The organism is Mycobacterium sp. (genome assembly GCF_050700595.1).
Classification (GTDB): domain Bacteria; phylum Actinomycetota; class Actinomycetes; order Mycobacteriales; family Mycobacteriaceae; genus Mycobacterium.
Window position 1 is genome coordinate 1 of record NZ_JBOHHI010000179.1, and the last position, 14764, is coordinate 14764.

At 68.6% G+C, this 14764-nt stretch carries 16 protein-coding genes; 6 read left to right on the plus strand and 10 right to left on the minus strand.

What is annotated here, in order from left to right; all coding sequences use genetic code 11:
- Both htpX and grcC1 read right to left on the minus strand, forming a co-directional pair.
- Window positions 1-791 (minus strand): zinc metalloprotease HtpX (gene htpX, locus ACRDTL_RS16345; protein WP_431507752.1); only part of this gene is annotated, 791 nt, incomplete at its 3' end.
- 75 nt (window positions 792-866) lie between these two features.
- Window positions 867-1871: a nonaprenyl/(2E,6E)-farnesyl/geranylgeranyl diphosphat synthase gene (gene grcC1 / locus ACRDTL_RS16350; protein WP_431507753.1), complete on the minus strand. Its 1005-nt coding sequence runs from the start codon at window positions 1869-1871 to the stop codon at window positions 867-869.
- Window positions 1872-1892: 21 nt separating this feature from the next.
- Between grcC1 and menJ the strand changes: the two genes are divergently transcribed.
- Window positions 1893-3110: a menaquinone reductase gene (gene menJ, locus ACRDTL_RS16355; RefSeq protein ID WP_431507754.1), complete on the plus strand. Its 1218-nt coding sequence runs from the start codon at window positions 1893-1895 to the stop codon at window positions 3108-3110.
- Between the two features lie 71 nt (window positions 3111-3181).
- On the opposite strand, the gene ACRDTL_RS16360 is transcribed toward menJ, so the two are convergent.
- Together ACRDTL_RS16360 and ACRDTL_RS16365 are read right to left on the minus strand one after the other, a co-directional pair.
- Window positions 3182-3877, minus strand: coding sequence for a demethylmenaquinone methyltransferase (locus tag ACRDTL_RS16360; RefSeq protein WP_431507755.1), 696 nt, complete (start codon window positions 3875-3877; stop codon window positions 3182-3184).
- Between the two features lie 18 nt (window positions 3878-3895).
- Window positions 3896-5023 (minus strand): glycosyltransferase family 4 protein, encoded by a 1128-nt coding sequence (locus ACRDTL_RS16365; RefSeq protein ID WP_431507756.1) that lies wholly within the window; start codon window positions 5021-5023, stop codon window positions 3896-3898.
- 82 nt (window positions 5024-5105) lie between these two features.
- On the opposite strand from ACRDTL_RS16365, the gene ACRDTL_RS16370 reads away from it, so the two are divergent.
- On the plus strand, window positions 5106-5738 hold the full coding sequence (locus ACRDTL_RS16370) for a DsbA family protein (RefSeq protein WP_431507757.1): 633 nt from the start codon (window positions 5106-5108) through the stop codon (window positions 5736-5738).
- Here the strand turns inward: ACRDTL_RS16370 and ACRDTL_RS16375 are convergent.
- From ACRDTL_RS16375 to ACRDTL_RS16385, 3 genes are read right to left on the minus strand one after another with little or no spacing between them, the layout of a single operon-like run.
- Entirely contained in the window at window positions 5702-6223 is a 522-nt protein-coding gene (locus ACRDTL_RS16375; protein ID WP_431507758.1) for a DUF3592 domain-containing protein, read from the minus strand. The two genes, ACRDTL_RS16370 and ACRDTL_RS16375, sit on opposite strands and share 37 nt — an antisense overlap.
- Window positions 6220-7857, minus strand: coding sequence for a 2-succinyl-5-enolpyruvyl-6-hydroxy-3-cyclohexene-1-carboxylic-acid synthase (gene menD, locus ACRDTL_RS16380; RefSeq protein WP_431507759.1), 1638 nt, complete (start codon window positions 7855-7857; stop codon window positions 6220-6222). The genes ACRDTL_RS16375 and menD overlap by 4 nt, the downstream gene beginning before the upstream one ends.
- A gap of 22 nt (window positions 7858-7879) precedes the next feature.
- Window positions 7880-8668, minus strand: a complete 789-nt coding sequence (locus ACRDTL_RS16385) for an alpha/beta fold hydrolase (protein WP_431507760.1) — start codon at window positions 8666-8668, stop codon at window positions 7880-7882.
- 79 nt (window positions 8669-8747) lie between these two features.
- On the opposite strand from ACRDTL_RS16385, the gene ACRDTL_RS16390 reads away from it, so the two are divergent.
- Window positions 8748-9413 carry a class I SAM-dependent methyltransferase gene (locus ACRDTL_RS16390; protein WP_431507761.1) on the plus strand — a complete coding sequence of 222 codons (666 nt, stop codon included), beginning with the start codon at window positions 8748-8750 and terminating at the stop codon, window positions 9411-9413.
- A gap of 140 nt (window positions 9414-9553) precedes the next feature.
- Here ACRDTL_RS16390 and ACRDTL_RS16395 read toward each other — a convergent pair whose 3' ends face one another.
- Genes ACRDTL_RS16395 through ACRDTL_RS16405 form a run of 3 tightly spaced genes read right to left on the minus strand, consistent with a single transcriptional unit; the run spans window position 9554 to window position 12103 of the window.
- On the minus strand, window positions 9554-10609 hold the full coding sequence (locus ACRDTL_RS16395) for a class I SAM-dependent methyltransferase (protein ID WP_431507762.1): 1056 nt from the start codon (window positions 10607-10609) through the stop codon (window positions 9554-9556).
- Window positions 10610-10619: 10 nt separating this feature from the next.
- A complete protein-coding gene (locus ACRDTL_RS16400) occupies window positions 10620-11138 on the minus strand; it encodes a hypothetical protein (protein ID WP_431507763.1) in 519 nt (172 codons plus the stop codon).
- Entirely contained in the window at window positions 11135-12103 is a 969-nt protein-coding gene (locus tag ACRDTL_RS16405; protein ID WP_431507764.1) for an o-succinylbenzoate synthase, read from the minus strand. The genes ACRDTL_RS16400 and ACRDTL_RS16405 overlap by 4 nt, the downstream gene beginning before the upstream one ends.
- A gap of 72 nt (window positions 12104-12175) precedes the next feature.
- Between ACRDTL_RS16405 and ACRDTL_RS16410 the strand changes: the two genes are divergently transcribed.
- The 3 genes from ACRDTL_RS16410 to ACRDTL_RS16420 all read left to right on the plus strand — a co-directional run bounded on the left by ACRDTL_RS16410 (window position 12176) and on the right by ACRDTL_RS16420 (window position 14764).
- Window positions 12176-12580, plus strand: coding sequence for a YciI family protein (locus tag ACRDTL_RS16410; RefSeq protein ID WP_431507765.1), 405 nt, complete (start codon window positions 12176-12178; stop codon window positions 12578-12580).
- Window positions 12581-12706: 126 nt separating this feature from the next.
- Window positions 12707-14308, plus strand: a complete 1602-nt coding sequence (gene fadD8 / locus ACRDTL_RS16415; protein ID WP_431507766.1) for a fatty-acid--CoA ligase FadD8 — start codon at window positions 12707-12709, stop codon at window positions 14306-14308.
- 48 nt (window positions 14309-14356) lie between these two features.
- Entirely contained in the window at window positions 14357-14764 is a 408-nt protein-coding gene (locus ACRDTL_RS16420; protein ID WP_431507783.1) for a nitroreductase/quinone reductase family protein, read from the plus strand.

Consider the following 14764-nt stretch of genomic DNA (forward strand, 5'->3'; position numbering starts at 1 on the left):
ACGCGCTCACCCGCACGGAACGGGTTGGCAATCATCAAGTGCGCCTGGCTGGCCAGCTGCGGCTCCGGCGGCAGTGGGGCCGTTTGCACACCATTGGTGATCTTGCGCAGGGCCGACGCCAACGCCAGCGGGTCACCGGTCAACATCGCACCGGACTCGTCGGCCTGGTACTCCCGCGACCGCGACACGGCCATCTTGATGACCATCGCCGCAATCGGGCCCAGCAGCGAAACAAACAGCAGCGCAAACGGATTACCGCCATCACGGTTGTTGCCGCCGAACATCCCGGCGAACATGGCCATGTTCGCCAGCGCGGTGATCACCGATGCCAGCGCACCGGCCACACACGAAATCAGGATGTCGCGGTTGTAGACATGCGAGAGCTCGTGGCCCAGCACCGCGCGCAACTCACGCTCGTCGAGAATATTCACGATGCCGGTCGTGCAGCACACCGCGGCGTTGCGCGGATTGCGCCCGGTGGCGAATGCATTGGGCGCGGCGGTGTCGCTGATGTAGAGGCGCGGCATCGGCTGGTGTGCGCCGGTGGCCAGCTCGCGCACGATCCGGTACATCGCCGGCTCCTGCACCTCGGAAACCGGTTGGGCGTGCATGGCCCGCAGCGCCAGCTTGTCGCTGTTGAAATACGTGTAGACGTTCATGCCGACGGCGAACAGCACCGCCAGCCACATCATCGTGGGACCGAACAGCCTGCCGACGAGCACGATCAGCGCCGACATCCCGACCAACAGCGCAAACGTCTTGACCGTGTTGTGATGCGGATGCCAGGTCATCAGTTTCCTCCTACGAACACCCGGGTCTCGCTGATTCAACGCTTGCGGTGAGCCGAAGGGTTCCCGCAATAGAGGTTAGCCGTGCCGGTTGATGGTGTAATCCACCAACGTTGCCAGCGCGTGTCGACCGGGCAGGTCGGGCAGCTGCGCCAGCTCCTCGCGGGCCTGCGCCGCATACCGCGCCACGGTGTCTTTGGCTTTTACCATCCCGGGCGATGCCCGTAGCAGGCCTAACGCCTCAGCCACCGCCGCGTCGTCGACCGGACCGGCCAGCAGCTCACGCAGCCGCTTGGCGTCCGCCCCGGTTTCGCGCAGCGCATAGAGCACCGGCAGCGTGTGCACACCTTCGCGCAGGTCGGTGCCGGGCAGCTTGCCGGATTCGTCGGGGTCACTGTCGATGTCGATGATGTCATCGGAGATCTGGAACGCGGTGCCGACGATGCCGCCGAGCCGGGAAAGCCGCTCGACCTGGTCGTCGTCGGCGCCGGACAACATCGCGCCGAACCGGCCCGCCGCGCCGATCAGGCAGGCCGTCTTTTCGTGTATCACCTTCAGATAGTGCTCGATCGAGTCCACGCCGCCCGCGGCGCCGCGCGTTTCGCGCATCTGCCCGGTCACCAGCTGCGCGAACGTCTCGGCGATGACCCGCACCGCGTCCGGCCCCAGCCGCGACACCAGCCGCGATGCCGTCGCGAACAGGTAGTCGCCGGCCAGGATCGCGACGTTGTTGCCCCATCGCAGGTTGGCGCTGGGTGCGCCGCGGCGGACCTGCGCCTCGTCCATCACATCGTCGTGGTAGAGCGTCGCCAGGTGCACCAGCTCGATGACCGCGCCGGCGATCGTCACCTCGTCGGCGTCCGGCCGGGGCCCGAGCTGCGCGGACAGCACGGTGAACAACGGGCGGAACCGCTTGCCGCCGGCCTCGAACAGGTGCAGCACCGCCTCGGTGAGCCGGTCGTCGGCCGCGCGCAACTCGGTCTCGATCAACCGCTCGATGCGGTCGACGCCGTCGCGCACATCCGCGGCGAACGCGGCGTCGCCGAGATCCACGCCCGCCACCACAGTCGCCGGAGTCCTCACCCAACCAACATACTGGTGATCATGGGTAGCAAGGCCGACGTGGTGATCGTGGGCGCCGGACCGGCCGGGTCGGCGGCGGCAGCGTGGGCCGCCCGGGCGGGCCGCGACGTGCTGGTCATCGACGCGGCTAGCTTTCCCCGCGACAAGGCCTGCGGCGACGGGCTGACCCCGCGGGCGGTCGCCGAGCTGGAACTGCTCGGCCTGGGCGACTGGCTGGACGCCCGGATCCGGCATCGGGGTTTGCGGATGAGCGGATTCGGCGGTGAGGTGGAAGTCGACTGGCCGGGCCCGTCGTTCCCGTCGACCGGCAGCGCGGTGGCCCGCCTCGAGCTCGACGACCAGATCCGCAAGGTCGCCGAGGATGCCGGTGCGCGGATGCTGCTTGGTATCAAAGCTGTTGGAGTTCATCCTAATTCAGCGGGACGGGTGGCGGCGGTGGTGCTGGCAGACGGAACCGAGGTGGCGTGCCGGGAGCTGATCGTCGCCGACGGTGCCCGCTCGCCGCTGGGTCGCAAACTGGGCCGGCGCTGGCATCAGGAGACCGTGTACGGGATCGCCGCCCGCGGATATCTGGCCACGCCGCGCAGCGACGAGCCGTGGCTGACGTCGCACCTGGAACTACGGTCCCCCAACGGCGCGGTGCTGCCCGGCTACGGCTGGATCTTCCCGCTGGGCAACGGTGAGGTGAACATCGGCGTTGGCGCGCTGTCGACCGCCAAACAGCCCGCCGACCTGGCGTTACGGCCGCTGATGTCCTACTACACCGACCTGCGCCGCGACGAGTGGGGGTTCGTCGGCCGGCCGCGGGCAGTGTCGTCGGCGCTGCTGCCCATGGGCGGCGCAGTGTCGGGGGTGGCCGGGCCGAACTGGATGCTGATCGGCGATGCCGCGGCCTGTGTCAACCCGTTGAACGGCGAGGGCATCGACTACGGCCTGGAAACCGGACGACTGGCGGTCGACGAGCTGGGTTCTGACCTCTCGTGCGCGTGGCCGTCGGTGCTGCAATCCCACTACGGGCGCGCATTCTCGGTGGCCCGCCGGCTGGCGTTGCTGCTGACGTTTCCGCGGTTCCTGCCGGCGACCGGGCCGGTGGCGATGCGTTCGACGCGGCTGATGGGCATCGCCGTGCGGGTGATGGGCAACCTGGTGACCGACGACGACGCCGACCGGGTGGCGCGGATCTGGCGCGGCGGCGGGTTGGCGTCACGGCTGGTCGATCGTCGTAAACCGTTCAGCTGACCGTTCTTGGTGCGTTGAGTGTGGGGGTTGTGACCGAAGAATTCGAGAAATCACGTACACAACCCACACACTCAACGAAGAGAAGGCTTGTACGCGGCGTGCAGCGCGACGATACCGCCGGTCAGGTTGCGCCAGCGCACCGCCGACCACCCGGTGGCTGAAATCTGGTGGGCCAGCGTCGCCTGGTCGGGCCAGGCCCGAATCGACTCGGCCAGGTAGACATAGGCATCCGGGTTGCTGGACACCGCTCGCGCCACCCGCGGCAGCGCCTGCATCAAGTACTCCTTGTACGCGGTGGCGAACAGTGCATTGGTGGGTGTGGAGAATTCGCACACCACCAGCCGGCCGCCCGGGCGGGTGACCCGCGCCATCTCAGCCAGCGCCGTCGCACGATCGGCGATATTACGCAGCCCGAAGCTGATCGTCACCGCGTCAAAGATATTGTCGGCGAACGGTAATCGGGTGGCGTCTGCAGCGACCTTGGGCACGTTTCTGGCATGGCCGGCCGCCAGCATCCCCACCGAAAAGTCCGCGGCCACACACCACGCCCCAGAGCGCGCCAATTCCACCGTCGACACCGCGGTACCGGCGGCCAGGTCCAGCACCTTCTCATCGGGCACGATGCGCAGGGCCGCGCGGGTGGCGCGCCGCCAGTAGTGGTCCTGGCCCAGCGACAGCACGGTGTTCGTCAGGTCATAGCGGCGGGCGACGCCGTCGAACATCGACGCCACCTCACGCGGATCCTTGTCCAGGCTCGCGCGGTTCACGCCGCCGACGCTACCGCCTCAGGCCGCTGCCGCCCGTCGGCTCCCCCGGACCGCCTCGTAGTGGCCCAGCAACTCGTCACAGACCGCCGGCCAGGAGCGGTGCAGCACGCTGCGCCGAGCCACCGCCGAATAGCGCGCCCGCTCGTCGACCAGATGGGCGACGGCGGCCGGCAGCCGGGCCTCGAACTCGTCGACGGGCAGCAACAGCCCGGTGTGCATCGGGGTGACCAGGTCGCGCGGGCCGCCGGCGTCGGGGGCGATCACCGGCAGCCCCGACGCCAGCGCTTCCTGCACGGTTTGACAAAACGTCTCGTGCTCGCCGGGATGCACGAAGACGTCCATGCTGGCGTACGCCGCGACGAGTTGGTCGCCGTATAGCGCGCCAGTGAAAACTGCTGTCGGCAATGCCGATTCCAGCTTGCGCCGGTCGACCCCGTCGCCGACGATGACCAGCTGGACCGCGCCGCTGCGCGCCAGCACCGCCAGCCGGTCGACATGCTTCTCCGGCGCCAGCCGGCCGACGAAGCCGACTATCGGCTTGCCGTCGGGGGACCACTGTCGGCGCAGTGCCGCGTCGCGCGCCGACGGCACGAACGCGGTCACGTCGACACCGCGCACCCACTGGTATACCCGCGGAATACGGTGCGCAGCAAGCGTTTCCATCGTCGATATGGACGGCGCCAGGGTTCGGTCGGCGAGCCGGTGCAGATGACGGGTCCACGCCCACACCGCACGCGACGCGGCCGGAACGCCATAAGCGGCGGCGAAAGCCGCGGCGTCGGTTTGGAACACCGCCACCGTCGGCACCCGCAGGCGGCGGGCCGCCCGCACCCCGCCGTAGCCGAGCAGCGCCGGTGAGGCCAGATGCACCACGTCGGGGTCGAATCCGCGCAGCACCCGCAGCATCCAGGGCAACGGCAGGCCCAGCGGCAGCGACGTCACCTTCGGGAACATCCGCGACGGCGCCCGGTGCACCCGGATGCCGTCGTGAATCCGCTCGGCGCGGGGTTCTCCGGGCGCAGTGTCGGGGGCGACGACGAGCGCTTCGTGGCCGGTGCGCCGCAGATGCTCGAGGATACGAACCACCGAGTTGCTGACGCCGTTGACCTGCGGGAGGAAGGACTCCGCGACGATGGCTACGCGCACACCCTCAGGGTGTCAGCGCCGTCTGTCGATAAGGTTGCCGACGGGCATACGGTTTTTTAAATCTGCTGCGAAGAGGTGACACATGCGGTGGTGGCTGGGCACATTGGCGGTGTTGGTGGTGTGTTTCGTCACAATCGGCATGGCCACGACGTACGCCGAGGTGCCACGAAGCGACGACGGCTACGGCGCAGTGGTCGGATCGGCCGGTGCACCCGTGCAATTGGAGATCTTCTGCGAACCGCAGTGCCCGCACTGCGCCCAGTTCGAATCGTCGTACGGCCAACAGATCGCCGGCTATCTCGCCAGCGGTCGATTGGCGGTGACATATCGGTGGCTGACGTTCCTCGACGACAAACACCACAACGACGCGTCCGCCCAGATCAGCAATGCGCTGTTGCTGGCCGCTGACCCGGCGACCCCGGCGGCGGCCTATCAGGCGTTCGTGCAGGATCTGTATAGTCATCAGAGTCCAGACGGCCCGGACAACAACGACATCGCGGAGATGGCCCGCCAAAGCGGTGTACCCGAGCCGGTGGCGACGCGGATCGCGGCCGGTGATCCCGGCGTCGACGCCGCCGCAATGGACAACGTCAACACCGCCCTGCTCAAGGGAGAAAACCCACAAGGCCGAACCACCCCAACGGTTTACCACCTCAACGCGAAAAACGTCGTCGACCTTCAGGACCCGGATTGGCTCGACAAACTGGTCGGCTGACGGTCCAGCCGCCGCTCCACCGCGGCCAGCCCGAGCAGCGCGGCCGCGGCGGCCAACCAGCCGATCACCGCGATCGACCCGGCCGGGATGATCGCCAGCCCGGCGTTGCGGTCCTGCACCCGTACCAGGTTGGGGTTTTTCTTGTCGTATTCGACGTAAATTCGCATCCCGGGGGCCAATTCGGACGGGTAGAGCACGCCGAGTTCCGGGCGGTAGGTGACCCGGTCGGGTGTGACGAACTCGATCGTGGAGCGCCGCGGTCCGGCGCTGAGCACCTCGGCCTGCGCGACCCCCATGTTGCGTCCGATGGACAGGTCGTTGCGCCAGGCGCCGGCCACCAGCAGCACCGACTGCAACGTGACCAGAGCGGCTGCGATCAGCACGCCGATGCGCATCCAGCGCAGGACGCGTCGCGCCCGGGTATCCGGCACCACATCGACGCGGCCGTGGATCAGGATGTGCCCCAAGGCTTTCAGTCGCTTCACAAGGCGGCCTTGATTGCGGCGTGCAGTTGCCGCAGCGAGGACCGGTCGGCCTTGACCTCCAGCACCCGCATTCCTTTGCCCGGTTCGTCGAGCGCCGCACTCAACTGATCGACCTCGATCTGGCGGCTCTCGACGTGGTAGGCGCGGCACAGCGCGCCGACATCGACGTCGTGCGGGGTGCCGAAGATGCGGGAGGACACGTCGGAAAACCGCGGATCGCCCTGTTCGAGCAGTTCGAAGATGCCGCCTCCGTTGTCGTTGGACACCACGATGGTCAGTTGTCGCGGCACCGGCTCGGTGGGGCCGATCAACAGCCCGGAGCTGTCGTGCACGAACGTCAGGTCGCCGATCAGCGCGACGGTGCGGCCGCCGGCTGCCCGTTCGTGGGCCAGCGCGGCGCCGATCGCGGTGGACACCGTGCCGTCGATGCCGGCGACGCCGCGGTTGGAGCGCACCAAGATGCCGTGCGGGTTGAGCCCGACCAGCGCCGCGTCGCGCACCGGGTTGGAGGCGCCCAGCACCAGTTGGTCACCCGGCCGCAGCGCGTCGGCGACGGCGGCGGCCACGTGCAGGCCGGTGGTCAGCGGGTGCGCCGCGAGTTGGCCGCGCACCGCGTCGAGGGCGTGCCGGTTGAGCTCCGCGCAGCGGCGCAGCCAGGCCGGGCTGGGCTCGCCGGTGGTGGCCGCGCGGGTGCCGGTGGCCTGCGAGTTGCCCGATACGTCGGGCCAGCGCGGCCCGGTGGTCAACGCATAGACCGGCACTGACGGGTCGGCCAGCAGCGCCGAGACCGGGCGGTGCAGGGTGGGGCGGCCCAGCATGATCACCTGCTGCGGGCGCAGCAGCGGCAGCGCCAGCGGATGCAGCGGGTTGGCCGCCGCGGGTGCGGTCGGCTCGGCGACGGTCGGCAGCGCCGCCAGGTTGGGCTGCGTGCCGGCGCCGTGCCCGGCGATGACGACGGCGTCGGCGCTCAGATCGATGTCTAATGGCTGGTCGAAGCTGACCGGCGGGGTGAGTGTCCAGGGCCGCCCGCCGGGGCGCCCGGGTGGCGTGGCGGCACCGGCGGTATCGGGGTCGGGCACCAGCGGTTCGCGCAGCGGGATGTCGAAGTGCACCGGCCCGGCGTTGGCGGTGCGGGCGCCGGTGGCAGCCGCCAGGACCCGGCAGCTGGCCGACCGCCAGGTCGCGTTGAGGGCATCCATTCGCTCGGGGGCATCCTCGGCCAGCCCGAGGCTGATCGTGGCACGGACCTGGGTGCCGAAGTAACCCAGCTGCTCCATGGTCTGGTTGGCGCCGGTGCCGAGCAGTTCGTAGGGCCGGTTGGCCGACAACACGATCAGCGGCACCCGCGCGTAGTTGGCCTCCACCACCGCCGGGCCCAGGTTGGCTACCGCGGTGCCCGACGTCATCGCAACGCAGACCGGCGCGCCGGCGGCGATCGCCAGGCCGATCGCCAGATAGCCGGCGGTGCGCTCGTCGATGCGCACATGTAAGCGCAGTCGGCCGGCCCGGTCGGCGTCCTGCAGCGCGAAAGCCAGCGGGGCGTTACGCGACCCCGGGCACAGCACCACGTCGCGGACCCCGCCGCGGATCAGCTCGTCGACGACGACGCGGGCCTGTGCCGTCGAGGGATTCACAGCTAAAGACTAATCGGTGGGTTCAGACCGCCATGCCGGCGAAGAACTGCAGCGCCGCGGCGTTGATGGCCTGCGGCCGCTCGATGAACCCGAGATGCCCGGCGTCGGGGATCTGCAGATAACGGCCGTTGGGGATGGCGTCGGCGACCTCACGGCCCAGGTGCGGCGGCGTCACCAGGTCGTCGGCGAAACCGATCACCAACACCGGCGCGGTGATGTTTCGGTAGGCGGGCAGCCGGTTGTTCTGCGGCGAGATGTTCAGCTGACAGCACGATCCGGCGGTGGGTTTGGTCGGCCATATGGTGAACATGCCGATCCAGTCGAGCACAGCAGCGTCGTCGTTCAGCGTCTTGGGGGAAAAGCTTTCCAGCAGCCGGATTTTCGCGTCGTAGGAGACCGGCAGCCTGGTCTCGGAGGCGAGCAGCTCGGCTTCGGCGGTGTGGAAGAATTCGCGCGCACGGTCCAGCCGTCCACGGGTGCACATCAGCACCGCTTTGCTGACCAGATCAGGCCGGCCCAGCATGAGTTCCTGGGCGATGAACGCGCCCATCGATGCCGCGACGATGCGTGCCGGGGCGGCACCCAGGGATTCGATCAGCGCCGCGGTGTCGGCGACCATCGTCTGTGTTGTGAATCCGTCGGCGTTCTCCGTCGCGCCCACGCCGCGGTTGTCGAAGGTGACGACGCGGTAGCCGGCCGCCAGGAAGGCCGGGACCTGATGCAGGTGCCAGGTGCGCCCGGCGGCGCCGTGGCCGGCGATGAAAACGACGGGCTCGCCGAAGCCGGAGTCGTCGTAAGCAAGGTTGATCACCTGATGGACGGTACAAGGCCCCGCCTGCGCCGTGAGCGGGCACTCGCCCACGCCCGGTGCGCCGGGCACAATCAGCGGCATGACGGCCATTGGCCAAGGTAGCCAAGGCGGGCAACGTCGGCAGTGGAACACCACCTACGCCGCCCATCCCGGCATGTACGGCGCTCACCCGTCCGCCCCGGGCCTGCACGCCATCGCGGTCTTCCGAGCAACCGGCGCGCGCGACGTCCTCGAGCTCGGCGCCGGGCACGGCCGCGATGCGCTGTCTTTCGCCCGGCAGGGATTCACGGTGCGGGCGCTGGATTTCAGCGCCACCGGATTGCAGCAGCTGCGCGAAGCGGCCGCCGCGTCGGGCGTTGGCCAGCGCGTCTCGACAACCGTGCACGACGTTCACCAGTCGCTGCCGCTACCGGACGCTTCGGTGGACGGGGTGTTCGCACACATGCTCCTGTGCATGGCACTATCCACCGAACAGATCCACGCCGTGGTCGGCGACGTGCGACGAGTGCTGCGCCCCGGCGGAGTGTTCGTCTACACCGCCCGGCACACCGGCGACGCCCATTACCGTGCGGGCACCCCGCACGGCGACGACATCTATGAATCCGGCGGCTTCGCCGTGCATTTCTTCACCCGTGGCCTGGTCGACGCGCTCGCCGACGGCTGGACGCTCGTCGAGGTGCACCCGTTCGAGGAGGGTGACCTGCCGCGACGGCTCTGGCGGGTCACTCAGGTCAGAGCTTCTTGAGCCCCCGCTCTGGTGAACGTGTCGGCCGCCGGGCGAGCGGCGATGATCGGGTCCATAATGCCCACGCGAAATCCGGTCATGGTTCTTGAGCATCATGGCCAGGGTCCGGGACAGCCTAGAGTAGTCGGCTACCCCAAAATTTACTTGCGGGCGATGTAGTAGAGGTCGAGCGGGTTCTCCTCGATCTCGGCCGTCCGCACGTCGCCGAAACCGGCGTCGGCGAGCATCGCGGTGGCCAACTGCTGTCCCCACACCGTGCCGAGCCCGGCGCCGTCGCGTGCCAGCGACACGGTCATGCAGTGCATCGTCGAGATGGTGTAGAGGAACGGAGCGAACGGGACGCCGACGTTGTCTTCCAGTTGGCTCGACGCCTTGATGTCGGCCATCAGGAAGATCCCCCCGGGTCGCAGCGCGCGATAGATGTTGGCCAGCACCCGCGCCGGTTGGGCCTGGTCGTGGATCGCGTCGAACACCGTGATCACGTCGTAGGCATCGGCGAGGTCGAGCTCGCCCAGATCATGACGCTCGAAGGCGGCGTTGGGCAGGCCCAGCCGCTTCGCCTCGTTCGTGGCCGCGGCAACACCTTCGTCGGAGAAGTCCACGCCGGTGAACCGGCTCGCTCCGAACGCCTGTGCCATCACGTTGATGGCATGTCCACTGCCGCACGCGAAATCGGCCACGTCGGCACCGGCACGCAACCGGTCCGGCAGGCCGTCGACCAACGGCAGGATCACGTCGATCAGTGCCGCGTCGAACACCGCGCCGCTCTCCTCGGCCATCATCGCGTGGAAGCGGGGGTACTCGCTGTAGTGCAGCCCGCCGCCGTTGCGGAAGCAGCCGATGATCTTCTGCTCGACCTCACCCATCATCGGGATCATCGTGGCCATCCGCGCCAGGTTTTTCGGCCCGGCGGACCGGGTCAGGGCGGCGGCGCGGTGGCCAGGCAGGACGTACGTCTCTGCGGCCGGGTCGTAATCGACGATCCCTCCGGCGGCCGCGCCGCCCAGCCATTCCCGCACATAGCGTTCGTTGAGGCCGGCGGCGTCGGCGATCTGGGCGCTGGTTGCCGGCGGAAGGCCGGCGAGGACGTCGAACAGGCCGGTCTGATGGCCGATGCTGGCGAGCACCGCCAGGCAAGCGCTGTCAATGGCGCCGGCCATCCGGGCGATGAACTGGTCGGTGTTTTCGGTCGTCATGGCCGCGACGCTAGCAGTGGGTAGCACCGCCCGGGCCCGCGACGTGAGCCCACCGGGGGATACGACGCGTGATCGCGCCGTCAAGCACGTAACGGCGGTCGAGTCCGTGCTCGAGGATCACCAGCAACGCCAGGAACACCATCACGTAGATGATGGAGGTGCCGATGTCGGTAGCGCCCTGCCCGTACGGCCCGCCGAAACCTTCGGCCGTGGACCAGATCAACAGGCTGTAAACGGCGCCACCGACGTACACCACGCGGCGGCCGAGTCCGAGTAGCAGCGTGATCGCGATTACCGTCTCGACAGCCGCGCCCAGGTACACCCACAGTCCGGGTGCGGGGCGTTCCAACCGCAGCCAGAAGTCGAACCACGGCGAGAGCCAACGCGGCTGCGCGGCCGCGGTGGCGAGCATGTTCGGCAGGAAGGTCGTGCGGAAGCCCGGTTGCCACTTCAGCCAGGCGTCGATCGCCCAGATCACCCCAAAGGCGACTCGCACCGCCGCGGTCGCCCATGCGTTGCGTGTCGTCATGGCCGCGACGCTAGCAGCGGGTAGCAGACCTTGATCCGCTCGATCCACCACTGCCGCCGATCCGGCGGCGCGGCCAGCGCGGACAGCCGTGCCGGGTCAGGTGTCACCGGCCCGACCGGCAGATACCCGTCGACGGGCACGGCCGGCTCGGCGACGTCGTCGACGAACAGCCCACCGGTGCCCAGCCCGCAGGCGTGGTCGAGTCGCGGCAGGGCGGCGGCTGCTATGAGCCCGATCCCGATCCCCACTGCCGAATCCAGCGCGCTGGAGATCACGACCGGAATGTCGATCTGCGCGGCTATGCCCAACAGCGCGTTAATACCGCCCAGGGGAGCAACTTTCAGCACGGCGACATCGGCGGCGTTGGCCCGGACCACCCGTAACGGGTCATCGGCCTTGCGGATACTTTCGTCGGCGGCGACCGGGACGTCGACGCGGCGACGTAACTCGGCGAGCTCATCGACAGTGCGGCAGGGTTGTTCGAGGTACTCCAGCGGCCCGGTGGCGGTCAGTGCTCGGGCCGCCGCGACAGCCTCGTCGACGGTCCAGCCGCCGTTGGCGTCGACCCGCACGGTGGGTATCAGGGCGCGGACGGCCTCGACGCGGGCGACGTCGTCGGCCAGCGTCTGCCCGGGTTCGGCGACCTTGACCTTGGCGGTGCGGGCACCCGGGAAGCGGGCCAGCACGTCGGGCACCTGCGCAGCAGCGACGGCCGGAACAGTGGCGTTGATCGCGACGCGGTCTCGTCGCGGCGGCGGCGGCGCGCTGTCGGCGGCCTCGAGTGCCGAGGCCAGCCACGCCGCGGCCTCCGCCGGCCCGTATTCGACGAACGCGCCGAACTCCCCCCAACCGGTCGGGCCGTCGATCAGCGCGACTTCGCGGGTGGTGATGCCGCGGAAGCGCACCCGCAGCGGCAGCGCGACGACATGCAGGCGGTCCAGAACGTCGTCGAGCGGGGGGGTCACGCTGCCATGGTGCCTGCTGCGATGAGAAACGGCGCTGCGGGGAGTCGATGTTGCTGACGAAAGGAGTCAACGATGCGCTACATGATGATCATGCGGTCGACGCCGGAGGCGCAGGAGGCCGCCAAGGACGTCCCGTTCGACGAGGTCTTGACGGCGATGGGCAAATACAACGAGTCGCTGATCGAGGCCGGCGTCATGCTGGCCGGCGAAGGGCTGGCCGGACCCGAGGAGGGCTTCGTCGTCGACTTCAGCTCCGATCCGCCGGCGGTCTCGGATGAACCCTATGGCGGAGCCCTGTTCAACGGGTTCTGGATCCTCGGGGTTTCCTCCAGGGACGAAGCCCAGCAGTGGGCGAGCCGCTGCCCGCTGGGACCGGGAAGCACGCTGGAGGTTCGCCGGGTGCACGAGGTCGAGGACTTGCCACAGGACAACGAGTACGTCCGGAAGGAAATCCAGTGGCGGGCGGCCAGGACGTAGCGACATCCCGTTGACTGTGTGGGTTCTGGCCGACAAATCCGCGGAATCTCGGCCACAAGCCGCACAGTCAACGACCGCGGAGGGACCACCTCGGCTGGTTCTGCAACACGTTCTAGTCTTAGCGTCATGACTGACGAGCTGTTGCGCAATCCGACCCACAACGGCCACCTGCTGGTCGGCGCGCTCAAGCGGCACAAGGACAAGCCGGTGCTGTTCCTCGGTGATACCACGCTGACCGGCGGCCAGATGGCCGACAAGATCAGCCAGTACATCCAGGCCTTCGAGGCGCTGGGCGCCGGCACCGGTGCCGCCGTGGGCCTGTTGTCGCTGAACCGGCCCGAGGTGCTGATGATCATCGGCGCAGGCCAGACCCAGGGCTACCGGCGCACCGCGCTGCATCCGCTGGGCTCGCTCGACGACCACGCCTACGTGCTGTCCGACGCCGGGATCAGCTCGCTGATCATCGACCCCAACCCGAAGTTCGTCGAGCGGGCGCTGGGGTTGCTTGACCGGGTGGACTCGCTCAAGCAGATTCTGACCATCGGGCCGGTTCCCGAAGCACTGCAAGACGTGGCGGTTGATCTGTCGGCCGAGGCGGCCAAGTACGAGCCGCAGCCGCTGGCAGCCGCCGATCTGCCGCCGGACCAGATCATCGGTCTGACCTACACCGGCGGCACGACGGGCAAGCCCAAGGGCGTGATCGGCACCGCCCAGTGCATCTCCACCATGACGACGATCCAACTCGCCGAATGGGAATGGCCCGAACAGCTGCGGTTCCTGATGATCACTCCGCTGTCGCATGCCGGGGCAGCATATTTTCTCCCGACGTTGGTCAAGGGCGGCCAAATGTACGTGCTGCCGGGATTCGACCCCGCCGAAGTGCTGAAAACTATTGAGGAAAAGCGAATTACGGCCACGTTCGTGGTGCCGTCGATGCTGTACGCGCTGATGGATCACCCGGATTCGCACACCCGGGACTTGTCGTCGCTGGAAACCGTCTATTACGGCGCGTCGGCGATCAACCCGGTGCGGCTGGCCGAGGCGATCCGTCGGTTCGGGCAGATCTTCGCCCAGAACTACGGGCAGTCCGAGGCGCCGATGGCCATTACCTACCTGGCCAAGGGTGACCACGACGAGAAGCGGCTGACGTCATGCGGGCGCCCGACGCTGTTCGCGCGAGTCGCGCTGCTCGACGAGAACGGTAAGCAGGTGCCGCAGGGCGAACCGGGCGAAATCTGCGTGAGCGGACCGCTTTTGGCGGGCGGCTACTGGAAGCTACCCGAAGAGACATCGCGAACTTTTAAAGACGGATGGCTGCACACCGGCGACATGGCCCGCGAGGACTCCGACGGCTTCTACTACATCGTCGACCGGGTCAAGGACATGATCGTCACCGGCGGCTTCAACGTCTTCCCCCGCGAGGTCGAGGACGTCGTCGCCGAGCATCCGGCCGTCGCGCAGGTGTGTGTGGTCGGGGCGCCGGACGACAAGTGGGGCGAGGCCGTCACCGCGGTGGTGGTGCTGCGCCCGGATGCTGCGCGCGACGACGAGGCGGTCGCAGCGATGACCGCCGAGATCCAGGCCGCGGTCAAGGACCGCAAGGGCTCGGTGCAGTCGCCCAAGCGGGTGGTGGTCGTCGACTCGCTGCCGTTGACCGGGCTGGGCAAGCCGGACAAGAAGGCGGTGCGTGCGCCGTTCTGGGAAGGCGCCGGCCGAGCGGTCGGCTAGGGTTGCGCCGTGTCTTCGCGCATCAGGCCGCCGTGGTGGCTCAAGCCGATGAACAAAGTCTTCATGCCAATGTTGCGGCTCGGCCTGCGATTCGGTAGTGAGAGTCCGGTGGTGTTGACGGTGCCCGGACGCAAATCAGGGAGACCCCGGCCAACGCCGGTCACGCCGATGACCGTCGACGGTAATCGGTATGCCGTCGGGTTCCCGGACGCGGATTGGGTGGAAAACGTCCGCGTCGCGTGCGAGGTCACGCTGACGCGCGGCCGCAAGCACGAGCGCGTCCGGATGACGGAGCTGTCCGCCGAGGAGGCGCGGCCGCTGCTGCGGGTGTGGCCCATCCAGGTGCCGGTCGGCGTCGGCTTCCTGAAGCGCACCGGCTTGGTCAAGGACAACCGTCCCGAGGAATTCGAGGCACTCGCGGGCCGCTGCGCCGTCTTCCGCCTCGAACCGATGTAG